The 18,448-nt window shown below is 36.8% G+C and carries 13 protein-coding genes and 1 other annotated feature; of the genes, 12 read left to right on the forward strand and 1 reads right to left on the reverse strand.

Going from position 1 to position 18,448, the window contains the following annotated elements; translation table 11 throughout:
• On the forward strand, positions 1-1,398 hold a 1,398-nt coding region (locus tag FEZ13_RS03940; protein ID WP_146552735.1), incomplete at its 5' end, for an IS1182 family transposase.
• A 183-nt stretch (positions 1,399-1,581) separates the two neighbouring features.
• Here the strand turns inward: FEZ13_RS03940 and mscL are convergent.
• A complete protein-coding gene (mscL, locus tag FEZ13_RS03945) occupies positions 1,582-1,950 on the reverse strand; it encodes a large conductance mechanosensitive channel protein MscL (RefSeq protein WP_146551550.1) in 369 nt (122 codons plus the stop codon).
• A 190-nt stretch (positions 1,951-2,140) separates the two neighbouring features.
• Between mscL and FEZ13_RS03950 the strand changes: the two genes are divergently transcribed.
• From FEZ13_RS03950 to acnA, 11 genes are all read left to right on the forward strand, one after another.
• Positions 2,141-3,586: an MFS transporter gene (locus tag FEZ13_RS03950; RefSeq protein WP_146551551.1), complete on the forward strand. Its 1,446-nt coding sequence runs from the start codon at positions 2,141-2,143 to the stop codon at positions 3,584-3,586.
• 1,049 nt (positions 3,587-4,635) lie between these two features.
• Positions 4,636-5,538 (forward strand): branched-chain-amino-acid transaminase, encoded by a 903-nt coding sequence (gene ilvE, locus FEZ13_RS03960; RefSeq protein WP_146551553.1) that lies wholly within the window; start codon positions 4,636-4,638, stop codon positions 5,536-5,538.
• Positions 5,539-5,551: 13 nt separating this feature from the next.
• Complete coding sequence (gene ilvD, locus FEZ13_RS03965; protein ID WP_146548630.1) at positions 5,552-7,219, forward strand: dihydroxy-acid dehydratase; 1,668 nt, start codon at positions 5,552-5,554, stop codon at positions 7,217-7,219.
• A gap of 17 nt (positions 7,220-7,236) precedes the next feature.
• Positions 7,237-7,485 (forward strand) — a binding site (T-box leader).
• Between the two features lie 76 nt (positions 7,486-7,561).
• On the forward strand, positions 7,562-9,319 hold the full coding sequence (gene ilvB / locus FEZ13_RS03970; RefSeq protein ID WP_146548631.1) for a biosynthetic-type acetolactate synthase large subunit: 1,758 nt from the start codon (positions 7,562-7,564) through the stop codon (positions 9,317-9,319).
• A complete protein-coding gene (gene ilvN, locus FEZ13_RS03975) occupies positions 9,316-9,831 on the forward strand; it encodes an acetolactate synthase small subunit (RefSeq protein WP_146548632.1) in 516 nt (171 codons plus the stop codon). Before ilvB ends, ilvN begins: the two co-directional genes overlap by 4 nt.
• A gap of 36 nt (positions 9,832-9,867) precedes the next feature.
• The gene (gene ilvC, locus FEZ13_RS03980; RefSeq protein ID WP_146548633.1) at positions 9,868-10,890 is read left to right on the forward strand and encodes a ketol-acid reductoisomerase; all 1,023 of its coding nucleotides are present in this window, start codon (positions 9,868-9,870) and stop codon (positions 10,888-10,890) included.
• Positions 10,891-11,045: 155 nt separating this feature from the next.
• Positions 11,046-12,146, forward strand: a complete 1,101-nt coding sequence (gene leuB, locus FEZ13_RS03985) for a 3-isopropylmalate dehydrogenase (RefSeq protein ID WP_146548634.1) — start codon at positions 11,046-11,048, stop codon at positions 12,144-12,146.
• A 22-nt stretch (positions 12,147-12,168) separates the two neighbouring features.
• Positions 12,169-13,578, forward strand: coding sequence for a 3-isopropylmalate dehydratase large subunit (gene leuC, locus FEZ13_RS03990; RefSeq protein ID WP_146551554.1), 1,410 nt, complete (start codon positions 12,169-12,171; stop codon positions 13,576-13,578).
• Positions 13,579-13,592: 14 nt separating this feature from the next.
• Entirely contained in the window at positions 13,593-14,183 is a 591-nt protein-coding gene (leuD, locus tag FEZ13_RS03995) for a 3-isopropylmalate dehydratase small subunit (protein ID WP_146551555.1), read from the forward strand.
• Between the two features lie 882 nt (positions 14,184-15,065).
• Entirely contained in the window at positions 15,066-15,455 is a 390-nt protein-coding gene (locus tag FEZ13_RS04000; protein ID WP_146548637.1) for a thiol-disulfide oxidoreductase DCC family protein, read from the forward strand.
• Positions 15,456-15,593: 138 nt separating this feature from the next.
• Complete coding sequence (gene acnA / locus FEZ13_RS04005; RefSeq protein WP_146548638.1) at positions 15,594-18,299, forward strand: aconitate hydratase AcnA; 2,706 nt, start codon at positions 15,594-15,596, stop codon at positions 18,297-18,299.
• Positions 18,300-18,448 lie beyond the last annotated feature (149 nt).

Here is an 18,448-nt window from a genome sequence, read left to right on the forward strand (position 1 = left end):
CCTAAGGGAAATATGCTTCGAAAAATCAATGAACTTGTAGATTTTACTTTTATCCTCGAAGAACTAAAAACAAAATATTGTCTTGATAATGGTCGCAATGCTGAGTCACCCATTCGCATGTTCAAATATCTATTGCTTAAATCCATTTTTGATTTATCAGATGTAGATGTAGTAGAACGTTCTAAATATGATATGTCGTTTAAATATTTCCTCGATATGGCTCCAGAAGATTCTGTGATTGACCCAAGTTCTCTAACAAAATTCCGAAAACTCCGTCTTCCAGATGAGGGTTTATTAGATATGCTAATTGGGAAAACAGTTGAGATTGCATTGGAAAAAGAACTCATTAAAAGTAAATCCATCATCGTGGATGCCACACATACGAAAGCACGTTATCATCAAAAATCACCGAAAGAATTTTTACAAGAAAAATCCAAAACTGTTCGAAAAGCTGTCTATCAAATCGATGAATCGATGAAAGTGAAATTTCCACCGAAAACTCCTTCTAACGAAGTGAAGGAGGAATTGGATTATTGCCGTCAAGTTATTACTGTTATTGAAACAGAACCACACATAGCTGAGATTCCTGCCGTTAAGGAAAAATTAAATGTGCTAAAGGAAGTAGTAGAAGATTACACAGAACAACTTAGCTATTCCAATGATCCAGATGCACGTGTTGGACACAAAACTGCTGACTCTTCTTTCTTTGGCTACAAAACGCATATTGCGATGAGTGATGAACGAATTATTACAGCTGCTATTGTGACAACAGGAGAAAAAAGTGATGGAAAATACCTACAAGAGTTAATTGAAAAAAGCCAAGAAACAGGGATGAAAGTGGAGACAGTCATTGGAGACACAGCTTATTCTGAAAAAGATAATATCCGCTATGCAAAGGAAAATAATTTTGAATTAGTATCAAAGTTAAACCCACAAATTACACAAGGCGCTCGAACGAAAGAAGAAGAATTTGAATTTAATAAAGATGCAGGGATGTATGTTTGTAGAGCTGGTCATATGGCCATTCGGAAAGCACGAACAAATAAGAAAAACGTAGGAAAAAATCAAAGACAAACTTATTATTTTGATATTGAAAAATGTAAAGTTTGTCCTTACAGTGAAGGTTGTTTTAAAGAAGGGTCAAAAAGTAAGACTTATTCTACGACAATCAAATCAACGGAACACAAAGACCAGGAAGTATTTCAAGAAACCGATGAATTTAAAAGAAAAGCAAAATCTCGCTATAAAATTGAAGCGAAAAATAGTGAACTCAAACATAGACATGGGTATGATACAGCATCATCATCAGGTCTATTTGGCATGGAGATTCAAGGAGCTACAGCGATATTTGTAGTCAACCTCAAGCGAATACTAAAACTTCTGAGCGAAAAAGAGTAAAAAAGAGAGGAAGAAAAAGGCAAATTATCGTCCAAATAAGACGGCAATTTGCCTTTTTTGTATTGAATTTCATTTACACAACTAAAAAACGTAATTTTTTCAGTGCCCTCACAAAAAGCACAGAGTACATTTGTTCTGTGCTTTTTTATGTAGGATGCAACTTGAGCTTCTTTAACGACTGCTCTATTTTTTTTCTTGAAGCAATGCACGAATATCCTTTAGTACGTCTTCAGTTGTTTCAACTGCTGCCTCTTCAACAATTTCTTCTTGTTTCTTTTTGAAATGTAGTTTTGAAATTAATCGGATGAAGATGAATATAGAAAATGCAATGATAAAAAAGTCAAATGTATTTTGAATGAAATTACCATACATAATGCCGTGATAATGTAAACTTTTAAAATCTACTTTCCCTATTAAAAGCCCTATAATAGGCATAATGATATCTGCTACCAATGAAGAAACAATTTTACCAAAAGCACTTCCAATAACAACCCCGACTGCTAGGTCCACAACATTTCCCTTCAAAGCGAATTTTTTAAAATCTTCCCACATATGTAATTACCTCCTAAACATATTAATTTTCACTATAAATAAGGTATATTTATAAAATACTTATCCATAGTAGCAAAAATTTTCAATACATACTAGATACAAAAGGTAGAAAGTAGGTTATTTTATCTTTTCATGTTAACATAAGTAATTAGTGGTAAGGAAAGTTGAATTATAGAATTGGGGTTTTTATATGAATAAAGTTTTTGTGGCAATCCTACTTGCAACTGCTTTAGCGGCAATAGAGGGAACGATTGTATCGACAGCCATTCCAAGCATTACGGCTGACCTATCTGGCGTTGAACTAATTAGTTGGATCTATTCTGCTTATCTATTAACATCGGCGATTTCTGCCATTATTTTTGGAAAGCTAGCTGATTTATTGGGGCGAAAAAAAATAATCATAGCTGGGATTACGATTTTCTTAATCGGTTCGTTATTATGCGGTATGGCCACATCAATGGGACTTCTCATCGTTTATAGGGCAATTCAAGGTATAGGAGCAGGCTCTATTTTGCCTATTACTTTAACAATGGTTGGAGAGCTTTTTAAAACAGAAAAGGAACGAGCAAAAGGGCAAGGCTATATTAGTATGGTTTGGGGAGTTTCAGGTGTTATAGGTCCTCTCATTGGAGGATTTATCGTGGATCAGTTAACTTGGCATTTCATATTTTTATTGAATATACCTTTTGGGATTGGGACCATCATTTTAATCGCTAAATATTATCAAGAGGAAAAAATCATTTTATCACGAAAAATCGATTATTTAGGCGCGTCTTTTTTTTCAATTGGTATGATGGCATTGCTTTACTCACTTATAGAGGGAAGTAATACTCAGCAATGGACAACCATTACACAATGTATACTCTATATAACTGCCATTGTATTTCTTGGTATCTTTATCTTTGTTGAAAATAGGACAGATGAACCAATTATTCCACTCACATTATTTAAAAATAAACGGTTGAATGTCATAAATGGTTTAACTTTATTTTGTATGGCGATTGTTATCGGTATTTCAGCATACTTACCGATCTATGCGCAATCTGTATTAGGAAAAAATGCAACAGAGGCGGGACTCATGCTCACTCCTCTTTCTGTTATGTGGACGGTTGGCGCCATTTTATCCAGTCAATTAGTTGGGTGGATAACAAATAAAAGGATCATCCAAATCGGGACCATCTTGTTGGTCATTTCAACGACGATGTTAATGTTTTTATCTTCTACCACAAGTCCGCTCTTTGTATTTCTTGCTACGGGAATTTTAGGAACAGGAATGGGTTTTATCGCACCAATGCTTATTATTGCAGTCCAAGCATCTTCTACAGAAGAACAATTAGGTACAGCTATTGGGCTAAATTCTTTTATCAATACGTTTAGTCAATCGATTGGTGCAGCTATTTTCGGCGTATTGTTTAATATCACAACGAGTCATCCATTAAAAGAAATCGATGCAGAATCTATTAATCTAAATGGTTCATTTGATCATACTTTGTTTTCTGCTCAACAAATTCATCGGATTATCGAAATTATAGCTGGAGGAATACGTTCTGTTTATACTGGTTCATTTGTTTTCGCGGTTATTGCATTCATATTAGCGATATTTATTTCAATAAAACAATCTGAAGAAAACGAATGAGATAGAACTGTCCGAAAAGTGGATGAAGTGCAATTCAACGTTGATTTGAATTGTACTTTTTTGTTTTTAATGATCAATTATGGATACAGTCGGATGTTTTCTTCTTTTATCCCGCGTTAACGGGCAGTAAGACTCCTACCTCTCAAGGTTTAGAGAAAAACGAGAAAGATAGGTGGGAGATCAACTGCCGCATGCGCCCGATTGGTTTGGGACAACAAGATGTTGGTCACTCAGGTGTTGTCACAGGACGTGGCGCTTTTAACCTGAGTTCCTCTATTTCAGTGGGGGATGAAGAAAACCCCCACTGATGGAAGCTTTACTTTATTGGCTGCTTTTTATAAAAATGCGAACGTTTTAGAATATATCATTTTAATATTGAGCAGCGAAAAACAATTAGTCCTCGAAAATACATACATTTTTTCGTGCAGTGTTGTTGATGTAGCGAAGCAAATCTAGAGTTCTTCACAAAAAAGCTTGAGCTGAATCCCCAAAGAAGGGGTTTAATGACAGCGTCTAAAAGCATTGTGTCCTGTGACACGGCTTTGTACCTGACATCATTGAGATAAATTGAAACCAATCTCTATTGAAATCCTCAACCAAAGTGAAATAGCTAAATCTGAATATTAAAAATGATGTGTGTTAAATTGTTCGTATTTATAAGCTGAAATATATTTATGAAATAGCTCCGCTTTCAAAAATACAAGAAAAATAGGCTTCTGAAAATATTTTGTTACGTTTAACAGAAAAGAAAATGTTGCTAACATAATTGTGTAAAAACTAGTTAAATTATGTCAGATGGAAATTTCGAAATTAAATTAATTAATTCATTTTTCTAAAAATTTAATTTTAAACAAAAAATAGAAAAAGTCTAACTTATACGGGATAAAAACGTATACAAACAGTATTCAAAATTCGAAATTAGTTGACAATTCTAAAAATACTGTTGACTTCGATGGAAATACGTACTATGATAGCAACAATTTAATAAATGTTTTTTAGGCGAGTAGCTGATAAACATTTTATTGTAATTTACAGAAAGAAGTGAGAGTGTGGGGGAGCAGTTAATTTTTCTTGATGGAAATTTAGTGAAAAGGGAAGACGCTAAAGTTTCTGTTTATGATCATGGTTTTTTATATGGCGATGGTGTTTTTGAGGGAATTCGTTCATACAATGGCAATGTCTTTCACTTACAAGAACATTTAGTTCGCTTGTACGAATCAGCAAAGTCAATTTTACTTACCATTCCTTACACGATTGAGGAAATGACCGAAATTGTGAAGGATACCTTAAAAGCAAATAAATTACGCAGTGCATACATTCGTATGATTGTATCTCGTGGTGTAGGAAATTTGGGAATCGATCCATCAACATGCAAAAGAGGAGCAAGTGTCATTGTTATTGCAGAACCACTTGCATTATTCCCAGCTGAATTATACGAAACAGGTATTTCAATTATCTCTGCATCAAGCAGACGGAATCGATCTGACGTGTTAAGTCCTAAAACAAAAACATTAAATTATTTAAATAATATACTTGTAAAGCTTGAAGCGACACAGGCTGGTGTTTCTGAGGCATTGATGATGAATGATGAAGGGTATGTAGCAGAAGGTTCTGGGGATAATATCTTTATCGTCAAAGGTAAAAAATTGATAACACCACCAGGATATATTGGTGCGTTAGAAGGTATTACTCGTAATGCTATTTTAGATGTTGCGAAAAAACGCGGATATATTGCTGAAGAGGGCGTATTTACAAGACATGATGTTTATGTTGCAGATGAAGTTTTTTTAACAGGAACAGCTGCCGAAGTCATCTCAGTAGTAAATGTTGACGGCCGAGTAATTGGTGACGGAAAACCAGGAAAGGTAACAAAAGATATTTTAGAAGGTTTCCGTGAAATCGTTGAAAAAGAAGGCGTCAAAGTATACGAAGAAGAAGCTACAGTAAAATAAGGGGCGTTTCATAATGAGAAGTGACATGATTAAGAGAGGAGTCGATCGAGCTCCACACCGCAGTTTATTATACGCTGCTGGTGTTAAAACGAAAGATTTAGATAAACCATTTATCGGAGTTTGTAACTCATATATTGATATCATTCCAGGGCACGTTCATCTTCAAAAATTTGGTGAAGTGGTTAAACAAGCAATTCGTGAGGCAGGTGGCATTCCATTTGAATTCAATACCATTGGTGTTGATGATGGTATTGCGATGGGACATATCGGAATGCGTTATTCGTTGCCGAGTCGTGAGCTAATCGCGGATTCAGCAGAGACAGTTATTAATGCGCATTGGTTCGATGGCGTTTTTTATATTCCTAACTGTGATAAAATCACACCAGGAATGTTAATGGCAGCTGTTCGAACGAATGTACCTTCCGTATTTGTTTCCGGTGGTCCTATGGAAGCTGGCCATTTATCTACAGGTGAACAGTTATCGCTCACTTCTGTTTTTGAAGGTGTTGGTTCCTATAAAAGTGGATTGATGACTGCGGAAAAATTAAAAGAAATTGAAGAAAGTGCATGCCCAACTTGTGGCTCATGTTCAGGAATGTTCACAGCGAACTCTATGAACTCATTGATGGAAATGCTCGGAATGGCTTTACCAGGTAATGGTACAATTGTTGCTACATCGGAAGAAAGATATGAACTGGTGAAAGAAGCAGCAAAACATTTAATACGAATGGTTAAAGAGGATATTAAACCTCGTGATATTATTACAAAAGAAACAATTGATGATGCATTTGCACTCGATATGGCGATGGGCGGTTCAACAAACACCGTTTTACATACACTAGCTATTGCAAATGAAGCAGAAATTGACTATAACATCGAAGATATCAACGAGGTTGCCAAGCGTGTTCCTTATCTAGCTAAGATAATGCCAGCATCAAGTTATTCTATGAATGATGTTCATCTTGCTGGTGGTATTAGTGCTATTATCAATGAGTTGTGTAAGATTCCGGGTGCTATTCATAAAGATCGCATAACGGTTTCAGGAAAAACCATCGAGGAACAAGTGAAGGGACATGAAATTACGAATACAGAAGTTATTCGTACAAAAGACAATCCTTATAGTCCGGTAGGTGGTTTGTCCGTCTTGTTTGGTAACATTGCTCCAGATGGGGCAGTTATTAAAGTAGGGGCAGTTGACCCATCCATTCGTGATTTTACTGGAGAAGCAATTGTATTTGATTCTCAAGAGGAAGCACAAGCAAGAATTGATGATGGTACTGTTCAAAAAGGACATGTCGTGGTTATACGATATGAAGGTCCAAAAGGTGGACCGGGAATGCCAGAAATGCTTGCACCTACCTCTGCGATTATGGGACGTGGTTTAGGGAAGGACGTCGCATTGATCACAGATGGTCGTTTCTCGGGAGCTTCTCGTGGTATTTCAATCGGTCATATTTCCCCAGAAGCTGCTGAAGGCGGTCCAATAGCATTAGTTGAAAATGGTGATAAGATAGCCATTGATCTAACGAAAAGGACAATAGAATTACTTGTCCCAGCTGAAGTTTTAGCTGAAAGAAGAGCAAATTTAAAACCATTTGAACCAAAGATTAAAAAAGGTTATTTAGCTCGTTATTCAAAATTAGTGACTTCCGCTTCTACAGGTGGAGTTATGAAAATATAATTTCAAATCCAATAAACAATAAAACGTTGATGAGGTTAAAGGTATTAGAACTTTGTATTTACAGAGAATCGGGTTGCTGAGAACCGATGATACAACTAATACTGACATCCCCTCGGAGTGAACTACTAAACGCTAACGCAATTAGGTAGTTTCGGGCGCATACTTTTGTGCTCGTTAAGCAAAGAATAGATTGTTCTATTCATGAGGTAGTCATTTTTTGACTATAAAAATAGGGTGGTACCATGGAAGCTTTTTTCATCCCTACGCAAAGGTCTTCTTTTGCGTGGATGAAAAAGCTTTTTTTATTAATAAAAATCAAATTTCCTAGGGAGGAGTTCAATGATGAATGCACAAGTTCCGCTAAAGAAACAACAACCTGCGACTGATCAAGAAGTTGATCATGAATGTAAAGCCAGTAAAACGGGTGCTGAGATTTTTGTCGAATCGTTACAAAACCAAGGCGTTGAAATAATATTTGGATACCCAGGTGGAGCCGTCTTACCTTTGTATGATGCGCTTTACCGTAATCCGGTTAAGCATATTCTTGCTCGTCATGAACAAGGTGCTATTCACGCAGCAGAAGGTTATGCACGAGTATCAGGTAAAACAGGGGTAGTCATTGCTACTTCTGGTCCAGGAGCTACTAATTTAGTTACTGGAATAACTGATGCTATGATGGATTCTTTACCACTCGTTGTCTTTACTGGTCAAGTTGCAACAACTGTTGTTGGTACGGATGCTTTCCAAGAAGCAGATATTGTCGGAATCACGCAACCAATTACAAAACATAATTATCAAGTAAAAAATGTTCAGGACTTACCACGAATCATCAAAGAAGCTTTTCATATAGCTTCAACAGGTCGTAAAGGTCCAGTTGTCGTTGATATTCCGAAAAATATTGCAAATGCTATTTTCGATTCGAATGCAGTAGAAGAAGCAACAATCAACTTACCGGGATATCAACCAACATTGCATCCAAATTATTTGCAAATAAAAAAAGCCGTATCATTACTCAGTGAAGCAAAGCAACCACTTCTATTAGTAGGTGCTGGTGTTTTAGCAGCTGATGCTTCAAAAGAATTAACTGAATTTGTGGAAAAATACAATTTCCCAGTAGTGAATACACTATTAGGACTTGGTAGCATTGATGGAAATCATGAACTTTTCCTTGGAATGGCTGGTATGCATGGAACATTTACAGCCAATATGGCTATTAATAATTGCGATGTACTTCTAAACATTGGTTCTCGATTTGATGATCGCTTAACCGGTAACCTAAAGAAATTTGCACCAAATGCAAAAGTCATTCACATCGATATTGATCCGGCTGAAATCGGTAAAAACGTACCGACTGAAATTCCAATTGTAGCTGATGCTAAAGAAGCACTACTCGCATTATTAGAGCAAACATTTGAGGTACAGGATTTAACACTTTGGCATGAATATTTACATGAATGCCAGGAAGAGTATCCACTTTGGTATGATGATGATGGCGATGGGACGATCTATCCTCAATATGCAGTTGAAACAATCCATCGTTTAACGAATGGTGAAGCAACTATTGTGACGGATGTTGGTCAACATCAAATGTGGACAGCACAATACTATCCATTTAAAAAAGATCATCATTGGGTAACATCCGGTGGTTTAGGAACGATGGGCTTTGGTTTCCCAGCAGCCATTGGTGCACAATTTGCTCATCCTGATGAAAAGGTTATAGCCATCGTTGGTGATGCAGGGTTCCAAATGACCATGCAAGAACTCGCATTATTGAAAGAATTCAAATTGCCAGTAAAAATTTTCATCTTAAATAACAGTTGCTTAGGAATGGTTCGCCAATGGCAAGAAACATTCTATGAAGAACGTTATTCCTCTTCATTGGTACCAGTACAACCAGACTTCGTCAAACTTGCTGATTCTTATGGAATCAAAGGCTACAAAGTAGAAAAAGTGGACGACATGGAAGCTGTATTCAAAGAAGCGATCGAATCAGATGAACCTGTTTTGGTAGACTGCCGAGTGAAAGAACTAACATTAGTAAATCCAATGGTAGCACCAGGAAAAGGACTATCTGAAATGATTGGAGTGAAAAAAGGATGAAAAGAGTAATTACTGTTACCGTTATAAACCAAAGTGGTGTTTTAAACCGTGTTACAGGTCTATTAATGAAACGTCAATTCAATATAGAAAGCATCACTGTTGGTCATACCGAGCAACAAGGTGTTTCAAAAATGACGTTCATCGTCAATGTTGAAGATGAAGCAAAAATTGAACAGCTTGTAAAGCAGTTATCCAAACAAATTGACGTTATCAAAGTTAACGATATTACGGATAAATCTATCGTTATGAGAGAACTGGCACTTATTAAAGTAGTGGCTCCACCGAATTTGCGTGCCGAAATCAATTCAATTGTTGATCCTTTCCGCGGTTCCATCATTGATATGGGAAAAAATGTTGTCACTTATCAAATCGTTGGTAATCCAGAAAAGATCGATGCATTTATCGAATTGATTCGGCCGTATGGCATCAAAGAACTGACTCGTACAGGTGTAACTGCATTTGTACGTGATGCTCAATTGAAGCCATCACCGCAACTTTCGATTTTACAATAAAAATAAAAAAACTAAAAAACCCAGGGGGAATTTAAAATGGCAAAATTGTATTATAACCAAGACATCGATGAAAAGGTATTAGAAGGTAAAAAAATCGCAATCATCGGATACGGTTCACAAGGTCATGCACATGCGCAAAACTTAAAAGAATCTGGTTACGATGTAGTAGTTGGTATCCGTCCAGGAAAATCAGCTGAAAGAGCAAAAAATGATGGACTTCCTGTAAAAACTGTTAAAGAAGCAGCCGCTGAAGCTGATATCATCATGATCTTACTTCCAGATGAAAAACAAAAAGCAGTTTATGAAGAAGAAATTGCCCCAGGTCTTGAAGCTGGAAACGCATTAGTATTTGCCCATGGTTTTAACATTCACTTTAAACAAATCGTACCGCCAGCAGATGTAGATGTATTCTTAGTAGCACCAAAAGGTCCAGGACATTTAGTACGTCGCACATATGTTTCTGGTGCTGGTGTTCCTGCATTAGTCGGTGTTTATCAAGATCCAACTGGTCAAGCAAAGGCACTTGGTTTGGCTTATGCAAAAGGTATTGGTGGAGCTCGCGCAGGTGTTCTTGAAACAACATTTAGAGAAGAAACAGAAACAGATCTATTTGGAGAACAAGCAGTACTTTGTGGTGGTGTAACTCACTTAATTAAAGCTGGCTTTGAAACATTAGTTGAAGCAGGTTATGAACCAGAAAGTGCTTACTTCGAATGTCTTCACGAAATGAAACTAATCGTTGATTTGATCTACGAAGGAGGTTTCTCTAACATGCGTTACTCTATCTCTGATACTGCTGAATGGGGCGATTATGTATCAGGTCCACGTGTGATCACTGAAGATGTAAAAGCAAACATGAAGGCTGTTTTAACGGATATCCAAAACGGTAAGTTTGCGAAAGAATGGATCCAAGAAAATGAAACAGGTCGTCCAAAATACAATGCGATCAAAAAGGCTGAAGCTGAACATCCAATTGAAAAAGTGGGCGAAGAATTACGTGCAATGATGCCATTTGTAGGTAAAAAATTGAACAAAGAAACTGTTGGTACAAAAGCATAATCTTGACTCAACCCTGATAAATGAATGTCTTATTCTATAACTTAAAGAAGCAGCTTCCACTGCTTCTTTAAGTAAATTATGCGGAAAATATAATGAATATTAGTATGTATAGGTTTATGAATTAGAAGCAGTTTAGTATCTGAGGAGGAGTTACTGTGGAGAAAAAAGTTACCGTTTTACCTGGTGATGGGATTGGACCTGAAGTTGTTGCTTCTGCGGTTAAAGTGCTACAAGCTATCGGCAAAAAATTCCACCATACGTTTCATATTGCATATGCTACGATTGGAGGTGCTGCCATCGATCAGCATGGGGATCCACTTCCACAAGAAACAATTGAATTATGTGAAGAAAGTGATGCCGTTCTTTTAGGGGCAGTTGGTGGTCCAAAATGGGATCATAATCCAGCTGAGCTAAGACCTGAAAAAGGATTATTACGTATTCGCAAGCATTTTGATTTGTTTTCAAATTTGCGTCCCGTTCAGGCTATTCCATCACTCATAAAATCTTCTCCTCTGAAAGATGATTTAGTAAAAGAAGTTGATTTGCTGATCGTACGTGAATTGACAGGTGGCTTATATTTTGGTGAGCCACGTAAGCGTACAAACGAAGAAGCAATAGATTCATTAGTATACAGTCGTCTTGAAATTGAACGCATTGTTGAAAATGCATTTGAATTAGCTCGCGTTCGAAGAGGAAAACTAACATCTGTGGATAAAGCGAATGTCCTTGAAACATCACGTTTGTGGAGACAAATCGTTGATGAGAAAAAAGCACAATATCCAGATGTAGAAGTTGAACATAGTTTAGTTGACTCAACAGCTATGAAGCTGATTACAAATCCGGGAGCCTATGATGTTCTTGTCACAGAAAATATGTTTGGAGATATTTTAAGTGATGAGGCCTCTGTTATAACAGGATCTTTAGGAGTCCTTCCTTCTGCAAGTATTCGCTCTGATAATTTCGGATTATATGAACCAGTTCATGGTTCAGCACCTGAAATCGCAGGAAAAGGTATTGCTAATCCAGCTGCGACCATTTTATCAGTTGCTATGATGCTACGTTATTCATTTGGCTTAAAAGAAGAAGCAACAGAAATCGAACATGCGGTTAATGCCGCCTTTAATGATGGTTTCTTCACATCAGATTTAGCGACTTCTGGAAACCAAGCTTTAACCACAGATGAATGGACAGAAAAAGTTTTAAATAAAATAGATCCTAGCTTTGTGTCAGACAGTATTATAACTACTTATATTTAGAAAAGAAAATAGGTGAAGAATAATGGGGAAAAATATTATAGAAAAAGTATGGGACCAACATGTAGTATATCACGAAGATGGAAAACCAGATTTACTCTACATCGATCTTCATTTGCTTCATGAAGTAACGTCTCCACAAGCTTTTGAGGGGCTTCGCCTAAACCATCGAAACGTTCGTCGACCAGATCTTTGTTTTGCCACAATGGATCATAACGTACCTACAAAAAACTTACCGATCATTAATGACCCAATTGCCAAGACACAAATTAATACATTAGCCAAAAACTGTGAAGAATTTGGTGTTCCATTAGCAGATATGGGGCATCCAGATCAAGGAATCGTACATGTTATTGGTCCACAACTTGGTTTAACTCAACCAGGCAAAACGATTGTATGTGGTGATTCCCATACATCAACTCATGGTGCTTTCGGTGCCATTGCATTTGGTATCGGTACTAGTGAAGTGGAACATGTATTATCAACGCAAACACTTTGGCAAAGTAAACCAAAGACGATGCAAATTCACGTAAAAGGTGAGCTTGGCTTTGGCGTAACGGCTAAAGATATCATTCTTGCTATTATCGCGAAATTTGGTATTGATGTAGGTACTGGACATATTGTTGAATTTACGGGTGATGCGATCCATAAATTATCAATGGAGGAACGTATGACAATTTGTAATATGTCCATTGAAGCGGGAGCAAAAGCTGGTTTAATAAGCCCTGATGAGATTACTGTTGACTACATTAAAGGACGCAAGTATGCACCACAAGGAGACAAATTTGAGGAAGCTAAAAAATACTGGTTATCACTTGCTTCTGATCCAGATGCGACCTATAATAAAACGCTTGTGATTGAAACATCAGAAATTGAACCGTTTGTAACATGGGGTACGAATCCTTCAATGGGAAGCGGTGTGTCAAAAACAGTTCCTTATGCTTCCAATTACACAGAAGAATCAGATAAACAGGCATTGAAAAAAGCATTAACATATATGGATTTACAAGAAGGTACACCATTAACGGATATTGAAATCCAACATGTCTTTATCGGATCTTGTACAAATTCACGTTTACATGATTTGCGTGCCGCAGCTAATGTTATTAAAGGAAAGCATGTTCATCCAAATGTTCGTGCGATTGTCGTTCCAGGCTCTCATTCAGTGAAAAAGCTAGCTGAAGAGGAAGGAATCGATAAAATATTCAAGGATGCTGGTTTTGAATGGCGTGAATCAGGATGTAGTATGTGTCTTGCAATGAATGAGGATGTTGTACCAGCTGGTGAACGATGTGCTTCAACATCGAACCGTAATTTCGAAGGACGTCAAGGTACAGGGGCAAGAACCCATCTTGTAAGCCCTCCGATGGCTGCAGCTGCCGCAATTGCTGGTCACTTTGTAGATGTTCGCGAAATCATGAATGTACCTGTGTGATGGAGGTGTAAAATATGGAACCTATTAATATCGTAAAAAGTGTCGTCACACCCTTAAATCGCAAAAATGTCGACACGGACCAAATTATTTCAAAAGAATTTTTAAAACGGATTGAACGAACAGGTTTTGGTCAGTTTGTCTTTTACCACTGGCGTTTCGATCAAGACGGGCAGCCAATAGAAGATTTTGTTTTAAACCAACCTAAGTATAAGGGCTCTAAAATCTTAGTGGCTCATGAAAATTTTGGTTGTGGATCATCTCGTGAACATGCTCCATGGGCCATTTTAGACTATGGTTTCAACGTGGTTGTTGCACCAAGTTTTGCGGATATTTTTCATAATAACTGCTTCAAAAATGGTATTTTGCCTATTGAATTGAAAGTATCGGAAATTGAAGAATTATTAGCAAAAGGTGAACAATCAGTATTGGAGGCAGAAGTAAATCTTCAAAACCAAACGTTAACAGCTGATGGGAAAGTTTATCATTTTGAAATAAATCCTTATTATAAGGAAATGCTTTTAAACGGTTGGGATGAAATTGCATTAACCTTTAAATATGAAGATTATATTAAAGATTATGAAAAAAAGCGTGTACAATTTAGTTAACAAGATCCAACAAATAATAGCTATTTAGGAGACTAAGAAATTAGTTTTCCTAAATAGTTTTTTTGCTTTGAGGGATAAACATATAGGTAGCCACTATATAAATGGTTTTTCATATATTTCCATTTTGCTATGTTGTTGCATTATGGAAAACTAAAACTTATCTATGGTAACATGGGAATGAAACAGTTACAGATGATGCGAGCAGTGAAAATCATGTATAGTCGGTTACACTATGAATGTTTAAAGGTTATGGAGTATTACAATTGTCATCGCATATTAACAGATCGTAAGAACTCATTTCAAGGGGGAAATAAAAATTTGGAAGAAAGTAGGAGCCATTGTATATATCCCACTTTATCCCGCTTTAACGGGCAGTATAAAATATCATTTCAAGATTCAAGTAAACTTTTTTGAGCGATTGCTCCAACTGGTACATAAAAAGTTTTTTAATAGATGAATCAATTTCATAATGCAAAATTTAGATGGAAAACACGAACATTTCGAATCAACATGAACATTAATATTCAGAAGTTTTTGTTCCGCTCCAGACGGCGCTTTCCACGGGCTTGGCTTCAATCTCCTCGTCACTACGTTCCTGCGGGGCTTTCAGCTCAAGCTTTTCCCGTAGGACTTTGAATAAACTTCCTGAACTAACACCGCACGAAGAAAGTGCATGCATTTTCGAGGAGTCGCCGTCTTCCGCTCCACAACTATCAAAATTAGTTATTCTTAAATGTTCATATTTTTTAAAAAGAAAATGATTTATGAAATTGATTCAGATGAATAATATAATAAAAAATGCTCACTCTAAGAGGTGTATTTTAAGTGGATGACTATTTATGACATGACTCATTATAGCTTTAAAGAAAAGGGGAGGAGATTATGAATTCGATTCTTTTCTATGATGGCGACTGTGGATTTTGCCAAAAATCTGTACAGTTCGTTTTAAAATATGAAAGAAAGCCTACTTTGATATTTGCATCATTGCAGGGAGAGATAGCAGCAACATTATTGTCTCCAAATTTAACACAAAATCTCGACTCCGTTGTTGTTTATCACAACGGAAAAATATTAACAGAATCTAACGCAGTATTGTTTATTGTAAAAAAATTAAAATTTCCTTTTTTCTTGTTCTTTCTTTTAAAAATAGTTCCGGTTTCTATACGTGATCATTGTTATCAAATTATTTCTAAAAATCGTCATAAATTCACAAAATCGAGAAAAAATTGTGAAATTCCTAAAGAAAATACTCGTAAACGCTTTCTAGATTGATGGTCATTCAAAAAAATTATAACAAAGTATAATTTTAATGTTATTTACTTATGTATCTTTTTCGATTATTATTATGTGTGGAGAAAAGTAGCTCATATAAAGCCTTTTCATTAGTTAATTTAGAGGGGGAACCAAACAATGGCAAACAACAACTTGCATAACAGTCGTTCTTCATTCGAAGTTAACGGTAAAACTTACAACTTTTATCGTTTAGCTGCAATTGAAGAAGCTGGCATCGCAAAAGTTTCACGCCTTCCTTATTCAATTAAGGTATTACTTGAATCTGTATTACGTCAATATGACGGCTATGTCATCAAAGAAGAACATGTGGATAACCTAGCCAATTGGGGTAAAGATGTAATTGGCAAAGCTGAAGTACCTTTTAAACCATCTCGCGTAGTTTTACAAGACTTCACTGGTGTACCAGTAGTTGTTGACTTAACATCACTACGTACAGCAATGAAAGAAATGGGTGGAGATCCAAATGAAATCAACCCAGCTATCCCAGTCGATCTTGTTATTGACCACTCAGTGCAAGTAGACAAATACGGTAGTGCTTCTGCATTACAAGCAAATATGGACCTTGAATTTGAACGTAACGCTGAACGTTACAACTTCTTAAAATGGGCACAAACTGCTTATGATAACTTCCGTGCTGTCCCACCAGCAACTGGTATCGTTCACCAAGTAAACTTGGAATACTTAGCTCCAGTTGTTCATGTTAACGAAGGCACTGATGGCACATTCGAAACATTCCCAGACTCAGTTGTAGGTACTGACTCACATACTACAATGATCAACGGTCTTGGTGTTCTTGGATGGGGCGTTGGTGGTATTGAAGCTGAAGCTGGTATGCTTGGACAACCTTCATACTTCCCAGTTCCAGAAGTTATTGGTGTAAAACTTGTTGGTAAACTTCCAAGTGGCTCAACTGCTACAGACTTAGCACTTAAAGTGACACAAGAATTACGTAAAAAAGGCGTTGTAGGTAAATTTGTTGAGTTCTTCGGACCTGGCGTACCTGAACTTCCTTTAGCTGACCGTGCAACAATTTCTAACATGGCTCCAGAATATGGCGCAACTTGTGGTTACTTTGCAATTGATAACGTTTCACTCGATTACATGCGTTTGACTGGTCGCGATGAAGAACACATTCAAGTTGTAGAAGCTTACTTAAAAGCTAATAATATGTTCTTTGATCCAGCATTAGAACCAACTTACACAGATGTATTAGAAATTAATTTGGCAGAAATTGAAACAAACCTTTCTGGTCCAAAACGTCCACAAGATTTGATTCCACTTTCTAACATGAAAAAACGCTACCATGAAGTTGTTGTAGCACCATCTGGTGTTCAAGGCTTCGGTTTAACAGAAGATGAATTCACTAAAACAGCAACTGCTAAATTTGCTGACGGTGACGTTGTAATTCCTGCAGGAGCTGTTGGAATTGCTGCTATCACTTCTTGTACAAATACTTCAAACCCATATGTTTTAATCGCTGCAGGTCTTGTTGCGAAAAAAGCGGTTGAAAAAGGTTTATCTGTTCCAAAATGGGTTAAAACTTCATTGGCACCAGGATCTAAAGTTGTAACTGGTTACTTAAAAGACTCTGGTTTACAACAATATTTAGATACTCTTGGCTTTAACCTTGTAGGTTATGGTTGTACTACATGTATTGGTAACTCAGGTCCATTACTTCCTGAAATCGAAGAAGCTATTAAATCAAACGATCTATTCGTAACTTCCGTACTTTCAGGTAACCGTAACTTTGAAGGTCGTGTACACCCATTAGTAAAAGCGAACTACTTAGCTTCACCACCATTGGTTGTTGCTTACGCATTAGCTGGTACTGTTGACGTAGACCTTAAAAATGATTCATTTGGTAAAGACAAAGATGGCAAAGACGTATTCTTTGATGATATCTGGCCATCATCTGATGAAGTAAATTCAGTATTAGATAAAGTCGTTACTCGTGAATTGTTCCAAAAAGAATATGAAACAGTGTTCAATGCGAATGAAAAATGGAATGCAATCGAAATTTCAACTGATTCATTATATGAATTTGATGAAAAATCAACTTACATCCAAAACCCACCATTCTTCCAACACTTGTCTGCTAAACCTGAAGCTATTCAAGAGCTTTCTGGCTTACGCGTGTTAGCTAAATTTGGTGACTCTATCACAACTGACCACATCTCTCCTGCAGGTGCAATCGGTAAAGACACCCCTGCTGGTAAATACTTACGCGAAAAAGGTGTAGAACCACGTAACTTCAACTCTTATGGTTCTCGTCGTGGTAACCACGAAGTAATGATGCGCGGTACATTTGCGAACATCCGTATCCGTAACCAAATCGCTCCAGGTACAGAAGGTGGTTTCACAACTTACTGGCCAACAGGCGAAGTTGAATACATCTATGATGCAGCTATGAAATATGCTAAAAACCACACTGGCTTAGCCGTACTTGCTGGTAAAGATTACGGTATGGGTTCTTCACGTGACTGGGCAGCTAAAGGTACTAACCTTCTAGGTGTTAAAACAGTTATTGCTGAATCTTATGAACGTATTCACCGTTCTAACTTAGTGATGATGGGCGTTCTTCCATTACAATTTGTTGATGGTCAAAACGCTGAATCCCTAGGTTTAACTGGTGAAGAAACATTTGCAGTTAATATCACAGATGATGTAAAGCCTCGTGATATTTTAACTGTAACAGCAACTGCTAAAGATGGTTCTACAAAACAATTCAAAGCACTTGCTCGCTTTGACTCAGAAGTTGAAGTAGACTACTACCGTAATGGTGGTATCCTACAAATGGTATTACGTCATAAATTAGAAAAATAAGTTTATGATTGAAGTTTCGATACATGTGTACAAATAATTGTGCACATGTATTTTTTTGCTAACGAAAACTTTGATAAAGGTGCCTATCGTTTCTTTAATAAGTGACTTGAGAAGTGTATGATAAAGAAGAGTCTACCAAATAATTGGTT

It is taken from the genome of Rummeliibacillus sp. SL167, assembly GCF_007896505.1.
In the GTDB taxonomy this organism is placed as follows: Bacteria; Bacillota; Bacilli; order Bacillales_A; family Planococcaceae; genus Rummeliibacillus; species Rummeliibacillus suwonensis.

Coding starts and splice junctions, on each gene's coding strand:
- mscL (WP_146551550.1), bottom strand. CDS start 1,950: ATGTGGGAAGATTTTAAAAAATTCGCTTTGAAGGGAAATGTTGTGGAC.
- FEZ13_RS03950 (WP_146551551.1), top strand. CDS start 2,141: ATGAATAAAGTTTTTGTGGCAATCCTACTTGCAACTGCTTTAGCGGCA.
- ilvD (WP_146548630.1), top strand. CDS start 5,552: ATGAGAAGTGACATGATTAAGAGAGGAGTCGATCGAGCTCCACACCGC.
- ilvB (WP_146548631.1), top strand. CDS start 7,562: ATGAATGCACAAGTTCCGCTAAAGAAACAACAACCTGCGACTGATCAA.
- ilvN (WP_146548632.1), top strand. CDS start 9,316: ATGAAAAGAGTAATTACTGTTACCGTTATAAACCAAAGTGGTGTTTTA.
- ilvC (WP_146548633.1), top strand. CDS start 9,868: ATGGCAAAATTGTATTATAACCAAGACATCGATGAAAAGGTATTAGAA.
- leuC (WP_146551554.1), top strand. CDS start 12,169: ATGGGGAAAAATATTATAGAAAAAGTATGGGACCAACATGTAGTATAT.
- leuD (WP_146551555.1), top strand. CDS start 13,593: ATGGAACCTATTAATATCGTAAAAAGTGTCGTCACACCCTTAAATCGC.
- FEZ13_RS04000 (WP_146548637.1), top strand. CDS start 15,066: ATGAATTCGATTCTTTTCTATGATGGCGACTGTGGATTTTGCCAAAAA.
- acnA (WP_146548638.1), top strand. CDS start 15,594: ATGGCAAACAACAACTTGCATAACAGTCGTTCTTCATTCGAAGTTAAC.